The organism is Lapillicoccus sp., from assembly GCF_036559105.1.
In the GTDB taxonomy this organism is placed as follows: domain Bacteria; phylum Actinomycetota; class Actinomycetes; order Actinomycetales; family Dermatophilaceae; genus Lapillicoccus.
The window spans coordinates 23,579-39,579 of record NZ_DATBTV010000105.1 but is presented as its reverse complement, the minus strand read 5'-3'; the positions used below and the strand labels follow the sequence as shown (position 1 = coordinate 39,579).

Annotated in this window: 16 protein-coding genes; 12 read left to right on the top strand and 4 right to left on the bottom strand. The window is 71.5% G+C overall.

The annotated features are described in order from the left end of the window. Positions 1-163: 163 nt before the first annotated feature. The 5 genes from ftsH to VIG79_RS13715 are packed head-to-tail and all read left to right on the top strand — an operon-like array spanning position 164 to position 5,172. Positions 164-2,365, top strand: coding sequence for an ATP-dependent zinc metalloprotease FtsH (gene ftsH, locus VIG79_RS13735; RefSeq protein WP_331886539.1), 2,202 nt, complete (start codon positions 164-166; stop codon positions 2,363-2,365). 5 nt (positions 2,366-2,370) lie between these two features. Then, positions 2,371-2,943 carry a GTP cyclohydrolase I FolE gene (folE, locus tag VIG79_RS13730; protein ID WP_331886537.1) on the top strand — a complete coding sequence of 191 codons (573 nt, stop codon included), beginning with the start codon at positions 2,371-2,373 and terminating at the stop codon, positions 2,941-2,943. Then, positions 2,940-3,800, top strand: a complete 861-nt coding sequence (gene folP, locus VIG79_RS13725; RefSeq protein ID WP_331886535.1) for a dihydropteroate synthase — start codon at positions 2,940-2,942, stop codon at positions 3,798-3,800. Before folE ends, folP begins: the two co-directional genes overlap by 4 nt. After that, entirely contained in the window at positions 3,797-4,678 is an 882-nt protein-coding gene (gene folK / locus VIG79_RS13720) for a 2-amino-4-hydroxy-6-hydroxymethyldihydropteridine diphosphokinase (protein WP_331886533.1), read from the top strand. The genes folP and folK overlap by 4 nt, the downstream gene beginning before the upstream one ends. Next, positions 4,672-5,172 carry a DUF3180 family protein gene (locus VIG79_RS13715; RefSeq protein ID WP_331886532.1) on the top strand — a complete coding sequence of 167 codons (501 nt, stop codon included), beginning with the start codon at positions 4,672-4,674 and terminating at the stop codon, positions 5,170-5,172. The genes folK and VIG79_RS13715 overlap by 7 nt, the downstream gene beginning before the upstream one ends. On the opposite strand, the gene VIG79_RS13710 is transcribed toward VIG79_RS13715, so the two are convergent. From VIG79_RS13710 to VIG79_RS13700, 3 genes are all read right to left on the bottom strand, one after another. Continuing rightward, a complete protein-coding gene (locus VIG79_RS13710) occupies positions 5,154-5,615 on the bottom strand; it encodes a hypothetical protein (protein ID WP_331886531.1) in 462 nt (153 codons plus the stop codon). The two genes, VIG79_RS13715 and VIG79_RS13710, sit on opposite strands and share 19 nt — an antisense overlap. 23 nt (positions 5,616-5,638) lie before the next feature. Beyond that, on the bottom strand, positions 5,639-5,995 hold the full coding sequence (locus tag VIG79_RS13705) for a hypothetical protein (protein WP_331886530.1): 357 nt from the start codon (positions 5,993-5,995) through the stop codon (positions 5,639-5,641). Positions 5,996-6,189: 194 nt separating this feature from the next. Beyond that, positions 6,190-7,380 (bottom strand): NADH-quinone oxidoreductase subunit D, encoded by a 1,191-nt coding sequence (locus VIG79_RS13700; RefSeq protein WP_331886528.1) that lies wholly within the window; start codon positions 7,378-7,380, stop codon positions 6,190-6,192. A gap of 157 nt (positions 7,381-7,537) precedes the next feature. On the opposite strand from VIG79_RS13700, the gene VIG79_RS13695 reads away from it, so the two are divergent. Continuing rightward, positions 7,538-8,725, top strand: a complete 1,188-nt coding sequence (locus VIG79_RS13695; RefSeq protein ID WP_331886526.1) for a cytochrome P450 — start codon at positions 7,538-7,540, stop codon at positions 8,723-8,725. Here the strand turns inward: VIG79_RS13695 and VIG79_RS13690 are convergent. Next, positions 8,709-9,698, bottom strand: a complete 990-nt coding sequence (locus VIG79_RS13690; RefSeq protein WP_331886524.1) for an SAM-dependent methyltransferase — start codon at positions 9,696-9,698, stop codon at positions 8,709-8,711. The genes VIG79_RS13695 and VIG79_RS13690 overlap by 17 nt on opposite strands. Positions 9,699-9,730: 32 nt before the next feature. Between VIG79_RS13690 and VIG79_RS13685 the strand changes: the two genes are divergently transcribed. The 6 genes from VIG79_RS13685 (at position 9,731) to VIG79_RS13660 (ending at position 15,995) form a co-directional block, all read left to right on the top strand. Next, positions 9,731-10,675 carry a Rossmann-like and DUF2520 domain-containing protein gene (locus VIG79_RS13685; RefSeq protein WP_331886522.1) on the top strand — a complete coding sequence of 315 codons (945 nt, stop codon included), beginning with the start codon at positions 9,731-9,733 and terminating at the stop codon, positions 10,673-10,675. Then, entirely contained in the window at positions 10,672-12,366 is a 1,695-nt protein-coding gene (locus VIG79_RS13680) for an L-aspartate oxidase (RefSeq protein ID WP_331886520.1), read from the top strand. The genes VIG79_RS13685 and VIG79_RS13680 overlap by 4 nt, the downstream gene beginning before the upstream one ends. Continuing rightward, positions 12,363-13,244: a carboxylating nicotinate-nucleotide diphosphorylase gene (gene nadC / locus VIG79_RS13675; RefSeq protein WP_331886518.1), complete on the top strand. Its 882-nt coding sequence runs from the start codon at positions 12,363-12,365 to the stop codon at positions 13,242-13,244. The genes VIG79_RS13680 and nadC overlap by 4 nt, the downstream gene beginning before the upstream one ends. 609 nt (positions 13,245-13,853) lie before the next feature. Next, positions 13,854-15,353, top strand: coding sequence for a lysine--tRNA ligase (lysS, locus tag VIG79_RS13670; protein ID WP_331886516.1), 1,500 nt, complete (start codon positions 13,854-13,856; stop codon positions 15,351-15,353). A gap of 10 nt (positions 15,354-15,363) precedes the next feature. Then, positions 15,364-15,546 (top strand): lysyl-tRNA synthetase, encoded by a 183-nt coding sequence (locus VIG79_RS13665; protein ID WP_331886514.1) that lies wholly within the window; start codon positions 15,364-15,366, stop codon positions 15,544-15,546. Between the two features lie 110 nt (positions 15,547-15,656). Then, on the top strand, positions 15,657-15,995 hold the full coding sequence (locus VIG79_RS13660; RefSeq protein ID WP_331886512.1) for an Lsr2 family protein: 339 nt from the start codon (positions 15,657-15,659) through the stop codon (positions 15,993-15,995). Positions 15,996-16,001: the final 6 nt, after the last annotated feature.

The window sequence follows — 16,001 nt, the reverse complement described above, 5'->3', positions numbered from 1 at the left end:
TGGGGGTGACCTGGGTCACGCATACCGGACCTCATGAGAGGTCTCTGGAACAGGAGTCTCCGGTTGCACGTTCACCTGCGAGAATGAACGGGAGACGGGTCCCGGAACCGACCCGTCGCGTCAGCACTCCCAGCAGGAGGGTCGGGGCCTGCCCCGCACGTACATGGACTTCAAGCGCATCCTTCGGACGCCGATGCTGTGGATCGTCGTGCTCATCGGCGCGGCGATCCTCGTGTTGTCACTGTCCGACAACGGCGGCTTCACCCGCATCGACACGTCCAAGGCCCTCGACCTCGTCAACACCGGCAAGGTCGACTCCGCCAAGCTCATCAACAACGAGCGGATGGAGCTCACCCTCAAGCAGGGCGAGTCCTTCTCGGACGGCGACAAGGTCAAGAACGCCACCAAGGTCTACGCCTACTACGTCACCGCCCGTGGCACGAACGTCGTCGCGGCGCTCGACGCCCACGTGCCGCCGAACGGCTACACCGACCAGATCGACGAGACCAACTGGTTCGGCTCGATGCTGGTCAGCCTCATCCCGATCGTCATCGTGCTCGGTCTGTTCTGGTTCCTCATGGGCCAGATGCAGGGCGGCGGCTCGCGGGTCATGCAGTTCGGCAAGTCGCGCGCCAAGCTCGCGTCCAAGGACACGCCGAAGGTCACCTTCGCCGACGTCGCCGGGTGCGACGAGGCGGTCGAGGAGCTCTACGAGATCAAGGAGTTCCTCCAGGAGCCGGCCAAGTTCCTCGCGGTGGGCGCCAAGATCCCCAAGGGCGTCCTGCTCTACGGCCAGCCCGGTACCGGTAAGACCCTGCTCGCGCGCGCCGTCGCCGGTGAGGCGGGCGTGCCGTTCTACTCGATCTCGGGTTCGGACTTCGTCGAGATGTTCGTCGGTGTCGGTGCGTCCCGTGTCCGGGACCTCTTCGAGCAGGCCAAGGCCAACGCGCCGGCCATCGTGTTCGTCGACGAGATCGACGCCGTCGGCCGGCACCGTGGCGCCGGCCTCGGTGGTGGTCACGACGAGCGTGAGCAGACGCTGAACCAGCTCCTCGTCGAGATGGACGGGTTCGACGTCAAGACCAACGTCATCCTCATCGCCGCCACCAACCGCCCCGACATCCTCGACCCGGCCCTGCTTCGCCCTGGCCGCTTCGACCGCCAGATCGCCGTCGACACCCCGGACATGCTCGGCCGCAACCGGATCCTCCAGGTCCACTCGCAGGGCAAGCCGATGGCGCCCGACGTCGACCTGCTGGCCGTCGCGCGGCGTACCCCTGGGTTCACCGGCGCCGACCTGGCCAACGTCCTCAACGAGGCCGCGCTGCTCACCGCGCGCACCAACGGCAAGTTCATCGACGACCACACCCTCGACGAGGCCATCGACCGCGTCATCGCCGGCCCCCAAAAGCGGACCCGCATCATGTCCGCCCAGGAGCGGAAGATGACCGCCTACCACGAGGGTGGCCACGCCCTGGTCGCGGCGTCGCTGAACCACACCGACCCGGTCACCAAGGTGACGATCCTGCCGCGCGGCCGGGCCCTCGGCTACACGATGGTCATGCCGCAGGACGACAAGTACTCCACCACCCGCAACGAGATCCTCGACCAGCTCGCGTATGCGTTGGGCGGCCGGGTCGCGGAGGAGATGGTCTTCCACGACCCGACGACCGGTGCCGCGAACGACATCGAGAAGGCCACCGCGATGGCCCGCAAGATGGTCACCGAGTACGGCATGTCCGAGCGGGTCGGCGCGATCAAGCTCGGCGCGAGCTCCGGGGAGGTGTTCCTCGGCCGCGAGATGGGCCACCAGCGCGACTACAGCGAGGAGATCGCCGGCGTCGTCGACGAGGAGGTCCGCAAGCTCATCGAGAACGCGCACGACGAGGCGTGGCACGTCATCAACGACAACCGCGACGTCCTCGACCGACTGGTCCTCGAGCTCCTGGAGAAGGAGACCCTCGGCACCGCCGAGCTCGCCACGCTGTTCGGCGACGTCCGCAAGCGGCCGATCCGCCCGCTCTGGCTCTCCAGCGAGTCCCGGCTGCTCAGCGACCTTCCGCCGGTGCTGACACCGGCCGAGCGCGACGCGATGACCAACGGGACCAACGGGAACAACGGCACCTACAACCGCAACGGCTACGGGCAGAACGGCTCCCACGGTCGGAACGGGTCGAACGGGTCCAACGGGTCCAACGGGTCGAACGGGCACACGCCGCAGGACGCCAGCGGTGACGAGGAGATGGAGCACAAGATCGACCAGGCGGCGGAGGCGGGCGCCCACCCGCTCGCCGACGACGAGCCGCGCACGCAGGTGATCGAGGTTCCGGACGGCGGCCGGGTCGACCCCTCCGAGGACTACTGACCCCGATGGCGGTCGACCACGACCGTGCCGCGGCCGCGGTACGAGAGCTGCTCATCGCTGTCGGTGAGGACCCCGACCGGGAGGGTCTGCGCGACACCCCCGACCGGGTGGCCCGGGCCTACGCGGAGACGTTCGCGGGCCTGGACCAGACGCCCGACGACGTGCTGCGGACCACGTTCGCGATCGACCACGACGAGATGATCATCGTGCGCGACATCGAGGTCTACAGCACCTGCGAGCACCACCTCGTCCCGTTCCACGGGGTCGCCCACGTCGGGTACATCCCCGCCAGGGACGGCCGCGTCACCGGGCTGTCCAAGGTCGCCCGCCTCGTCGACCTGTTCGCCCGCCGCCCGCAGGTCCAGGAACGCCTCACGACCCAGATCGCGGACGCGCTCGTGCAGCAGCTGCACGTCCAGGGCGCCATCGTCGTCGTCGAGTGCGAGCACCTGTGCATGTCGATGCGCGGCGTCCGCAAGCCCGGCTCCCGGACCATCACCTCGGCCGTCCGCGGCCAGCTGCGCAACCCCGCCACCCGAGCCGAGGCGATGTCGCTGCTGCTCGGTGGCGGTCGATGACCGGCCAGGCGGTCGGCCACCACAGCGGTCTTCCCACGGCCGTCGGCCGACCGGTGCTCATGGGCGTCGTCAACGTGACGCCGGACTCGTTCAGCGACGGTGGGTACTGGTTCGAGCCGGCCGCCGCCATCGCCCACGGACGAGCGCTGGCCGCCGAGGGAGCCGACCTCGTCGACGTCGGCGGCGAGTCGACCCGCCCCGGAGCCGACCGGCCCAGCGTCCAGGAGGAGCTGCGTCGCGTCCTGCCGGTCGTCGAGGCCCTCAGCGACGAGGACGTCATGGTGTCCGTCGACACCATGCGCGCGGAGGTCGCTGCCCAGGCCCTCGACGCCGGTGCGACGCTCGTCAACGACGTGAGCGGCGGCCTCGCCGATCCCGACATGGTTCCCCTGGTCGCCGAGCGCGCCTGTCCCTACGTCGCCATGCACTGGCGGGGCCACAGCACCCAGATGCAGAGTCGCGCGGTCTACGACGACGTCGTACGCGAGGTATGCGCCGAGCTCGCCGACCGCCGCGACGGCATCCTCGCCGGCGGCGTCGCGCCAGAGCACCTGGTCCTCGATCCCGGGCTCGGGTTCGCCAAGCACGCACCGCACAACTGGGCGCTGCTGGCCCACCTCGACGCCCTCCTCGCCCTCGGCCAGCCGGTGCTCGTCGGCGCCTCGCGCAAGACCTTCCTCGGCCGGATCGGGGTCCCCGAGGGCGCAGACCCGCGCCCGCCCGCCGACCGGGACGCGGCCACCGCCGTGACCAGCGTGGTCTGCGCGGGCGCCGGTGTCTGGGGTGTCCGGGTCCACGACGTCACCGGGACACGGGACGCGTTTGCCGTCCTCCAGGAGGTGGCGGCGCACCGATGACCGACCGCATCCACCTGCGCGGTGTCGAGGCTTTCGGCTACCACGGCGTACTGCCCGACGAGAAGCGCGACGGCCAGCCGTTCGTCGTCGACGTCGTCATGGAGCTCGACCTCGCTACGGCCGGGGGCAGCGACGCGCTCGACGACACCGTGTCCTACGCCGAGATCGCGGGCGAGGTCGTCGCTCGGATCACCGGTCCGTCGTTCGACCTCATCGAGCGGCTCGCCGAGGTGGTCGCGGACGACGTCCTGCGCCACCGGCTCGTCGACGCGGTGACGGTCGCGGTCCACAAGCCACAGGCTCCGGTCGGACATCCCTTCAGGGACGTGGCGGTCGAGGTCCACCGCGGCCGTGGGGTCCCGGTCGTCGTCGCCCTGGGCGCCAACCTCGGTGACGCCCGCGCCACCCTCGAGAGCGCAGTCGACTCCGTCGCGGCCCTTCCCGGTATGCGGGTTCGCGCGGTCTCACCCCTCGTCGAGACCGACCCGGTCGGCGGCCCTGAACAACCCGGATACCTCAACGCCGTTCTTGTCGGCGACACGACCCTGACTCCCGCTGACCTGTTGGGGCGGCTGCACGCCATCGAGGCTGACCACGGGCGTACCCGCGACATCCGTTGGGGCGCTAGGACGCTCGACCTCGACCTCGTCCAGGTCGGTCGGGCCGGAACGGCGTCGGAGGTCCGGCAGGCGGACGACGCGCTCACCCTTCCGCACCCGCGCGCGCACGAGCGCGGGTTCGTCCTCGTCCCGTGGTCTCAGGCCGACCCGGCCGCCACGATCCGCACCGACGCGGGAGTCCGGCCGGTCGCGGACCTCCTCGCAGAGGTCGACACCAGTGGTGTGCGGACCGGTCCCGAGTGGAGCCCGACGTGGTGAACGGGGCCGAGGGCATTCGTGCGCGGGTACTCGTGGCCGTCGCGGTCGTCGTCGGGGGAGCGTCATGGGTCATCCTCAAGCTGGTCGCGGGTGGCGGTCGTGACCTGCCGTCGACGAGCTGGCTGGCGGTGTTCATCTTCATCGCGTTGGCCCTCGGGCTGTACGTCGCCGGACGCCCGGTCAAGCGGCTGGTCGCCGGTCGGGCGCCGCGTCCGCTGAACCCGTTGTATGCGGCGCGGGTCCTGGCCATGGCCCAGGCGGCGGCGCTGGCGGGCGCGGCGATCGTCGGGTGGTACGTCGCGCAGATCGTCCTGCTGCTGCCGGACGCGGACATCCCGTCGCAGCAGGTGCAGATGGTCGTCCTCGGCATCCTTGCCGTGGCGGCGGCGGGTCTGGCGGCCACCGGGCTGCTGGTCCAGAGGTGGTGTCGTCTGGACGAGCCGCCGACGGACCCCTTCCAGGACGACCGGCGGGATCAGCGCGACGCGGACTGACGGCCGGCCACGACCCGCCCGAGGGCGTCGCGCAGCCCGTGCAGCTCGGTCCCGTCCAGCATCCCGAACCACTCCGCCAGGGCGTCGTAGTCGCCGGCGTTGCGCCGTTCCCAGTAGTCGTCACTGAGCCGCGTCGTGGTGAGCACCCGGCGACGGTTGTCCGTCGGGTGGTCGTCGACGCGGAGCATGCCCTTGCGTTCCAGGACGGTGACCAGCTTGATGACGTTCTGCCGGGTGCTGCCGATGGCCGCGGCGACGTCCGCGCGGCGCGGCTCGGGGCGGCGCTCATCCGGCCGGTCCAGTCGGTCGTCGGCGGGGTCGGTGTGGACGTGGCTCGACTCCTCGCAGAGCCGTCGTTCGCTGCGGCCGCCACCCGTTGGGCCGGTCGGTTCGCCGAGGTCGACGGGCCCCGGGCGGCTGCCGACCGGATCGTTGCGCTGCACGCCGCCGCGAGGACGTGGACGCCTCAGCGGTAGACCTCGCCGCCGATCGTGCCCATCGTCGGGTTGAGCATCCCGGCGGCGACCCAGTTCGGGCCGCCATGGACGTACTTCGTTGTGGCGAGCGCCATGGTCAGCGCGCCGAGCTTGGCCTCGGGCGTCGGCGTGTACCAGAGGTAGACCGCCTCCTTGTCGGCGAGCGCGCTGGCGCAGACGACCGCCTCCGGCGCCGGCGGGGCCGTCGCGCCGGTCGCTGGCGTTGCGGCGGGGATCCGGATCGGAGTGACCGCCGTCGGGCACTGGAACACCGAGGGCAGGTCGTTCGACGACCGCAGCGCGGCCGGGTCCACGGGCGACGGCCCGACCGACAGCGGTACCGGCATGCCGGGGAGCGCGGTGGTCGTGGACGTCGCCGGTTTGCCCTTCGTGGTCGACGGGCTGGGGACGACCGTGGCCGCCGTCGAGGCGGGCGGGGTGGTCGAGGCGGGCTGCGGGTCTCGGTCCGCACACGCGGAGAGGCCTGCGGCGCAAAGGAGACTCGTCGCGGCGACCCCCACCGCACGCAAACCCGCGAACCTCACTTGTCGATGTCTCCCACGACGAAGAACATGGAGCCGAGGATCGCCACCATGTCGCCGACCACCTGCCCCGGAAGCATCTCGGAGAGGACGGCGACGTTGTTGAAGGACGCCGACCGCAACTTGAGCCGCCACGGCGTCTTGTCGCCGCGCGACACCAAGTAGTAGCCGTTGAAGCCCAGCGGGTTCTCGGTGGCCGTGTAGAGGTGACCCTCGGGCACGCGGAGCACCTTGGGCAGCCGGACGTTGATCGGTCCCGGAGGAAGGGTCCGCAGCCGCTCGAGGCAGGCGTCGGCGAGGTCGAGGCTCACCTCGGTCTGCTCGAGGAGCACCTGCAACCGGGCCTGGCAGTCACCCTCGGTGCGGGTGACGACCCGGCCGGGGCCGCCCTCGGCGAACAGCTCCGCGTACGCGAGGTAGGGCTGGTCCCGGCGCAGGTCGACGTCGACACCGCTGGCCCGCGCGATGGGACCGGAGACGCCGTAGGCGTACACCGTCTCCCTGCTGAGGATGCCCACGCCACGGGTCCGAGCGAGGAGGATCTCGTTGCCCACCAACATGTTCCGAAGATCGCTCATTCGGCGGCGAACCTCGGCGACGGCGTGCTCGACTCGGCCGAGCCAACCGGCGGGCAGGTCCGCCTTGAGGCCGCCGACCCGGTTGAACATGTAGTGCATGCGGCCGCCGGAGGCCTCCTCCATCACCGCCTGGAGCTCCTCCCGCTCGCGGAACGAGTAGAAGATCGGCGTGATGGCACCGAGCTCGAGCGGGTAGGAGCCGAGGAACATCAGGTGGTTGAGGACCCGGTTCAGCTCGGCCAGCAGGGTGCGCGCCCAGACCGCCCGCTCGGGGACCTCCATGCCGAGCATCTGCTCGACGCCGAGGACCACGCCGAGCTCGTTGGAGAACGCGGACAGCCAGTCGTGCCGGTTGGCCAGGACGAGGATCTGCCGGTAGTCGCGGACCTCGAACAACTTCTCGGCGCCGCGGTGCATGTAGCCGATGATCGGCTCGGCCCGCAGGATGCGTTCGCCGTCGAGGACCACCCGGAGCCGCAGCACGCCGTGGGTGGCCGGGTGCTGGGGGCCGATGTTGAGGGTCATGTCGGCGGTGGCCAGGCCGGCCGCCCCGATGCCCATGGTGACCTCGCGCCCGCCCGGAACGGCGGTCCGGTCGGTCGTCGAGGTCATACCGGCCAGTCTGCCGTATGCGGGTCTCCCGGTTCGGGAACGGGTCCGCCCCTTGCCCGCCGCTCGACTGGCAGTCGAGCGCCTTGGCTGGTGGAACGCCAGTCGAGAGGGTCGACTGGCAGTCGAGCGGTGACCGGACCGTGCCTACGCTGGCGTGGTGATCGCCACGGACGCCGCCGAGCTGCTGGACCTGTCGGACCCGGACGTCGTCGCCGACCCGTACCCCGCCTTCGAAGCCCTCCGCGCCGAGGCGCCGGTCGCCTGGTACAGCGGCCTCGGGATCTGGGTCGCGACCAGCCACGCCGCCTGCAGCCAGGTCCTGCGGGAGCGAGCGCTCGGGCGGATCTTCCGGCCGCGCGAGCCCGAGCGCGAGTGGGAGACGTTCAACTGGCTGCACGCCGACTCGATCCTCGACAGCGAGCCGCCGAAGCACACCAGGTTGCGCCGGCTCGTGCAGAGCGCCTTCAGCCGCGGCCACGTGTCCCGCCTCGGACCCCGGATCGAGCAGCTGACCGCCGGGCTGCTCGACGACTGCGCCGCCCACCTCGCGGCCGACGGGTCCTTCGACGTCATCGCGAACCTCGCCGAACCGCTGCCGGTGCTCGTCATCGCCGAGCTGCTCGGCTGGCCCGAGGCGGACCGCCACCTGCTCCGCCCGTGGTCGCAGGCGATCGTCAAGATGTACGAGCTCAACCGGACTCCCGAGCAGGAGGCGGAGGCCGTCGCCGCGAGCGCCGAGTTCGCCGCATACGTGGAAAATCTTGCTGCAGAACGGGTTTCCGGCACCGGCGACGACCTGCTCTCCGACCTGGTTGCGGTTCGTGACGGCAGCGACCGGCTGTCGACCCATGAGCTGGTGGCGACCGCGGTGCTGCTGCTCAACGCCGGCCACGAGGCGAGCGTCAACGGGTTCGGCAACGGGCTCGCCTCGCTCCTCGCGTCGGGAGCCGAACCCGGCGCCCCGGAACCTCTCGTCGAGGAGATGCTCCGCCACGACTCCCCGCTGCAGCTGTTCGAACGGACCGCCACCCGCGACGTCACGATCGGCGACGTCACCGTGGCCGAAGGACAGAAGATCGCCGCCCTCCTCGGCGCCGCCAACCGCGACCCCGCGGTGTTCGACGCGCCCGACGAGTTCCGGCCCGACCGCGACCCGAACCCGCACCTCGCGTTCGGAGCTGGCATCCACTTCTGCATCGGCGCGCCGCTCGCCCGGCTGGAGATGCAGACCAGCGTCGCCGCGCTGCTCGCCCGGTACGGCCGGTTGGAGGTCGTGGACGCCGTCCGCCGACCGACCTTCGTACTCCGCGGGTACGAACGCCTGGCCCTCAGACCTGCGCGATGACCCACCAGAAGTCGCCGAACCCGCCGGGCCGCCGCAGCTCGGCCACTGCACTCTGGTCGGCCAGCGCCCGGAGGTAGGCCGCAGGGTCGACGGTGGCCCACGCGTGGTCGGGGACCCCGACCGCCGCGACCGCCTCGCGCTGCCGTAGCCGCTGCGTCTGGCGCAAGGAGTCGACGGCGACGTGGGCGGTCAGGTCGCAGCTGCCGTCCGGAACCGGGTCGACGACGTGACCCTCCCGGTATGCGACCAGCGTCCCCTCCCGGGGCCGGTCCGCGACGGTGTGCCCGTAGTCCACGGCCACGGCGACCGAGCCGGCCGGCAGCCGTTCCAGGAGCGCCGACCACGCCTCGTCGCGCTGCCGGCCCACCTCGACGCGGTCGCCGGGACGAGCCTCGGACGTGAACCCCGACGGCCAGAACCGCTGGCACCAGTCGAGATCCGCCCCGGACAACGGTGGTCCCAGAGATTGGTTCGTGCGGTATGAGTACGGAATTGAGTGCGGTTCAGAGCACGAACCGGGGGAGGAGTCGGCGAGGAGCTCGCGCAACGTGCCGTCGGGGGCGACCTCCGCGATGGTGCACGGGACCACGTCCAGCCATTCGTGGGCCACGACGAGCGCGCGGTCCGGGCGCCACCCCGCCGGCAACCCAGCCCCACCCGGTGACTCCACCCACCCGACTGCGTCCGTTAGCTCCCGCGGTCGCGGCACGACGTCCAGCCCACTGAGCGGACGTCCTGGCTCCCACGCATACAGGTGCTGGAGGAGTTCACCCCGGCCGGCGCCGACATCGATGATCCCGTCCAGGCCGAACCGGTCCGCCCACGCCCACAGGCTGCGGGCGAGTGCCCGGCCGGTACCGCCGTGCGTCGCGGTCGTGAAGTGCCCGGCCGGTCCCTCGGCCCGCCGATAGAACCCGTCCGGCCCGTAGAGCGCGCTCTGCCAGGCCATCCGCCACGGCACCGGCTCGCTCACCCGCCCATCCTGCCGGGGTAGGTTCGTGCGTCGTGAGCGCACACGACGGCTCGAGGTACGAGGACCGCCCGCCGCGGTTCTCTGTGGGGGTCGTGGGCGCGGGCCGGGTCGGCTCCGTCCTCGGTGCCGCGCTCCATCGTGCGGGCCACGAGGTGACCGCGGTGGCGGCGGTCAGCGAGGAGTCGCTGGCGCGCGCCACCGAGCTGCTCCCGGGCGTCCCGATCCTCGACGCCCAGGAGGTCGTCAAGGACGTCGGCCTCGTCCTGCTCGCCGTGCCCGAGGAGACGCTGCCCAGCCTGGTGAGCGGACTGGCCAAGGTCGGGGCCTTCCGGCCGGGTCAGGTCGTCGTCCACACCTGCGGCCGTTACGGCGTCGGCGTCCTCGAACCCGCCCAGTTCGTCGGGGTCCTCCCGCTGGCCCTCCACCCGGCCATGGCGTTCACCGGAACCGCGATCGACCTCGACCGGCTCAGCGACGCCTGCTTCGCCGTCACGACGCTCAAGGAGCTCGAACCCCTCGGCGAGGCGCTCGTGCTCGAGATGGGCGGCGAACCGATCCTCGTCGAGGAGGAGGACCGGCCGCTCTACCACGCGGCCCTCGCCCTCGGCGCGAACCACCTGAGCACCCTCGTCGCCCAGGCCACCCGGCTGCTCGAGGACGCCGGCGTCGAGGACCCGGGTCGCATGCTCGGGCCGCTGCTCGGTGCCTCCTTGGACAACGCCCTGCGCGGCGGCGTCCTCAGCGGCCCCGAGGCCGACGGCGATGCCGGTACGGTGGCCGAGCACCTGGCGGAGCTCGCGACCGAGCCCCAGATCAGGTCGACGTACCGGGCTCTGGCCCGCGCCACCGTCGACCTGGCGCGGCAGCGAGGACGCCTGCGTGCGGCCGACGCGGAGTCCGTCCTCGCGGTCCTGCAGGAGACCGACGACGCCGACCGCCCGGAGCCGCCGAGGGACCCGGGGGAGGACACCGCGTGACCGACACCGTGCGCCTCCCGCGTCGGCTCGACGCCCCACCGCCGGGCTGGTCGACCGACGTCGATGTCATCGTCGTCGGGTCGGGCATCGCCGGGCTGACCGCCGCCCTGCGGCTCCGGGAGCAGGTCGACACAGTCCTGCTCGTCACCAAGACGGTCCTCAACGAGGGTTCGACGGCGTGGGCGCAAGGCGGCATCGCCGCGGCGATGGACCCGGCCGACTCGCCCGCGGAGCACCTGCGCGACACCCTTGTCGCGGGTGTCGGCCTCTGCGACGTCGAGGCGGTCACCGCCCTCGTTACCGAAGGACCGCAGCGGGTCCGGGAGCTCGTCGCCCTGGGTGCGGAGTTCGACCGCGACGCGGCCGGCCAGATCCTGCTGACCCGCGAGGGCGGACACCACCGTGACCGGATCGCCCACGCCGGCGGCGACGCCACGGGCCGCGAGATCAGCCGGGCCCTGATCGAGGCCCTGCACCGCGTCCAGTCCGACCCGGGCATCCAGGTGGTCGAGCACGCCCTCGTCGTCGACCTCCTCCAGGCCGACGACGGCCGGGTATGCGGGGTGACGGTCCACGTCATCGGCGAGGGCCAGGTCGACGGGGTCGGCGCCGCGCACGCGCGGGCGGTGATCCTCGCGACCGGCGGCCTCGGCCAGCTCTACTCCGCCACGACCAACCCGGCCGTCTCCACCGGCGACGGGATGGCCATCGCCCTGCGCGCGGGTGCCGTCATGGCCGACGTCGAGTTCGTCCAGTTCCACCCGACCGTGCTCTGGCTCGGCGAGGCCGCGAACGGGCAGCAGCCGCTCATCAGCGAGGCGGTCCGCGGGGAGGGCGCGTTCCTGGTCGACGGGGACGGCGTGCGCTTCATGCAGGGCGTCCACGAGATGGCCGACCTCGCGCCGCGCGACGTGGTGGCGCGCGCCATCGTCGCCCGGATGCGCGAGACCGGCACCGACCACGTCTACCTCGACGCCCGTCACCTCGGACGCGAGTTCGTCGAGCGCCGCTTCCCGTCGATCGTCGCCAGCCTCCACGAGCACGGGTTCGACCTGGCTGCCGACCTCGTGCCGGTCGCCCCTGCCCAGCACTATGCGAGCGGCGGGGTGAAGGTCGACCTCCACGGCCGGTCCTCCCTCGACGGCCTGTATGCCTGTGGTGAGGCCTCGTGCACCGGCGTGCACGGCGCCAACCGACTCGCCAGCAACTCGTTGCTGGAGGGTCTGGTCTTCGCCCACCGGATCGCCGACGACATCACCGCCCGGTTCGCCGCGGGCGAGCTCGCTCCGGCCACCCCAGCCGCCCCCACCGGCGAGACCGCGCTCCTGGCCGCCGACCAGCGCCGCGACGTCCAGCGCGCGATGACCGCCGGCAGCGGCGTCGTCCGGTCGGCCGAGTCGCTGGCCGGTGCCGAGCACGAGCTGGCCACCCTCGCCAAGAGCACGGAGTCCGGCCACGCCGAACCGCAGCCGGCCGCCTGGGAGGCGAGCAACCTGCTCCACCTCGGACAGGTCCTCACCGCCGTGGCGGCGCTCCGCGAGGAGACCCGCGGCGGTCACCTGAGGTCGGACTTCCCCGAGCGCGACGACGAGCACTGGCTCGGCCACCTCCACGCCGTCCGCCGTCCGAACGGCACCGTCGAGACGGCGTACCACCCGCTGACCGTTCCCGCCGAGATCGAGCCCGCGTGACCCGGGCCGAGCTCGACTTCCCCTTCGACGAGGCCCGCCGGCTGGTCCGGACGGCGCTGGACGAGGACCTCGGCCCGCGACACCTCGACGTCACCACGCTGGCGACCATCCCCAGCGAGCAGGTCCGCAGCGCCGAGATCGTGGCGCGGTCGCACGGTGTCGTCGCCGGCCTGCCAGCCGTCCCGCTCGTGTTCGACGAGGTGTCGACCCTGGTCGGCACCGGTGCGGTCGACACCGAGCTGCTCGTCGCCGACGGCGCGGAGGTCGACCGCGGCGACGTGGTCGCACGTCTCCAGGGCCCGTTGCGGACCGTCCTCATCGCCGAGCGGACCCTGCTCAACGTCGTCTGCCGGCTGTCCGGCATCGCGACGCATACCCGGCGGTGGGCCCACATGCTCGAGGGGACTGGCGCGATGGTCCTCGACACGCGCAAGACGACGCCCGGGATGCGCCTCCTGGAGAAGTACGCGGTCCGCGCCGGTGGTGGGACCAACAAGCGGATGGGCCTCTACGACGTCGCGATGATCAAGGACAACCACAAGCTCGCGGCCGGCTCCGTGGCGGCGGCGTACGCAGCGGTGCGGGCCGCCTACCCCGACGTCGACGTCCAGGTCGAGGTGACGACCGTCGACGAGGCGCTCGAGGCGTACGCGGCGGGCGCCCGGTTCGTCATGTGCGACAACATGTCGGTCGCGCTGCTCACCGACACGGTCCGCGCGCTGCGCGACCAGCCCGAGGACGTGGAGATCGAGGCGACCGGTGGGCTCACCCTCGACGTCGCCCGCGACTACGGCCTGACCGGTGTCGACTACCTCAGCGTCGGGGGCCTGACCCACTCCTCGCCGATCCTCGACCTCGCGCTGGACCTCGCGGACTGACGCGTCACGGGAGTACGTGGCGCAGGTAGCGCATCGGCGCATCCAGGAAGCGGCGGTAGTGGTCGACGACCGCGACTTGCCCTAGCTCATCCGGTGGGACACCGGGTCGCGGGTGTGGCTGCCCTCTCGCGTGGCCTCGAGGTAGGAGAACAGGCCGTGCATCGTCTCCGCCCGCAGGAAGTAGCCCATCGACTGGCGCCCGGCCCGCGCTGGATGTGGAGTGCCCGGTGCAGCAGCGACTCGCTCGCGTAGGTCTGGCTCTGTGCCCCCGTCGACCCGCCTTCACCGTTCATCCCGTAGGCCATCGCGACACCCTCGACCACCGTCGACTTACCGGAGCCGTTCTCCCCGACGAGCACCGTCGCGCGACCCAGGTCCAGCCCGTCCCGGAGCAGCTGAGCGACGGCGGGGACGGTCAACGGCCAGGCATCGACCGCCAGCGGCGCGTCCGGGACCGGCTCGATCCGGCGCACCGGACGGGGTGCGGTCCAGTCGAGATCCTCGGGCATGGCGCCGGACGCTACTCGCGAGCGCCGAGCATGGGTGGCTCCGGCGGCTCCGGCGGCTCCGGCGGCGAGGACACCCAGCCCGCTCGGCCATACTTGGCTGATGACCGGCCAGCCCCTCGAACCGACGGTCGACGACGTACCCGAGCAGATGCGGATCCGTCGCGACAAGCGGCAGCGGCTGCTCGACAGCGGCCGCGACGCCTACCCCGTCGAGGTGGGCCGCACGCATACCCTCCAGCAGGTCCGTGAGCAGTGGGGCCACCTGGAGACCGGCGAGGAGACCGACGACGTCGTCCGGGTCGCCGGCCGCGTGGTCTTCGTCCGTAACACCGGCAAGCTCTGCTTCGCGACCCTCCAGGAGGGGATCGGCACCCGGTTGCAGGTGATGGTCAGCCTCGCCGAGGTGGGCGAGGGGTCGCTGGCCGACTGGAAGGCGCTCGTCGACATCGGCGACCACGTCGTCGTCGAGGGCCGCGTCATCTCGAGCCGCCGTGGGGAGCTGTCGGTTCTCGCGACGTCTTGGCTGATGGCCAGCAAGGCGCTCCGCCCCCTGCCCACCCTGCACAAGGACCTCTCGGAGGAGACCCGGGTCCGGCAGCGCTACGCCGACCTCGTCGTGCGCCAGGAGGCCCGCGACATGGTGCGCACCCGGGCGACCATCACCCGAGCGATCCGCGACGAGCTCGCTGCCCAGGACTACGTCGAGATCGAGACGCCGGTCCTCCAGCTCATCCACGGCGGTGCCGCTGCGCGCCCCTTCCGTACGCACCTCAACGCCTTTCAGCAGGACATGACTCTGCGGATCGCCCTCGAGCTGAACCTCAAGAAGGCGGTCGTCGGCGGCGTCGACCGGGTCTACGAGCTGGGCCGGATCTTCCGCAACGAGGGCGTCGACGCGACGCACAGCCCCGAGTTCACGATGCTGGAGGCCTACCAGGCCTACGGCGACCAGACCACGATCGCCGGTCTGATCCGCGACCTGTACCTCGCCGTGGCCGACGCGCTCGGCTCGCGCCAGGTGGAGACGCCCAAGGGGGTCGTCGACCTCGACGGGGAGTGGCGCTGGCTGCCCGTCTACGACGCCATCAGCCAGGCGGTCGGCGAGGTGGTCACCATCGACACCCCGCTCGCCACGCTGCAGGAGTATGCGGCGAAGCATGACGTGGCGGTCGACCCGGCGTGGCACGCGGAGAAGGTCGCTACGGAGCTGCTGGGCGAGCTCGTCGAGCCGACCCTGCTCCAGCCGACGTTCCTCTGCGACTACCCGGCGTCGGCGCAGCCGCTGGCGCGGCCGCACCGCAGCGCCCCGGGGCTGATCGAGGCGTGGGACCTCATCATCGGCGGGGTCGAGCGCGGCACCGGCTTCTCGGAGCTGGTCGACCCGGTGGTCCAGCGCGACGTCCTCACGGCCCAGTCCCGGCTCGCGGTCGGCGGCGACGAGGAGGCCATGCAGCTGGACGAGGACTTCCTGCGGGCCCTCGAGTACGGCGCACCGCCGATGGGCGGCCTCGGCCTCGGCGTGGACCGGATGGTCATGTTCTTCACCGACGCGAACATCCGCGAGACCATTCTCTTCCCGCTGCTCAAGCCTGAGGCCTGAGGCCGCGACCATGTGGGACGCCCTCTTTCCCTACGTCGCGGCGCTGCTGCCGACGGTCGCGGTCGCGGTCCTCTTCTATTTCCTGATCAAGACCATTCTCGAGGGTGACCGCCGCGAGCGGCTGGCCCAGTCCAAATGGGAGAAGGAACACGAGAAGGAGCGGAGCCGGGACACCCCGGAAAACTCCTCATAATTCACAAACTCGCTATGAATGAATTACGATGGCCCAGTTCCCGGCTAATTCGCCGACGAGCGCTCAACTACATCAATCCCTGCTGATGTAACCGGAAGGAAACTAACCCCATGGCACAACGTGTCCAGATCGTCCTCGAGGACGACCTCGACGGAGGGGTGGCCGCCGAGACGGTGACCTTCGGTCTCGACGGCGTGAGCTACGAGATCGACCTCAGTGACAAGAACGCCGGAAAGCTCCGCGACGAGTTCGCCACCTGGATCGGCCATGCGCGCCGGTCCGGCGGCCGCCGCACCAGTGGACGTCGGGTGTCGAACGCCTCCTCGAGCTCCTCGAGCCGGCGTGACCTCTCGGCCGTCCGCGCCTGGGCGCGGGCCAACGGCCACCAGGTCAGCGACCGGGGACGCGTCTCCGCCGCCGTCCAGGAGGCGTACGACAAGGCACACTGACCGCCG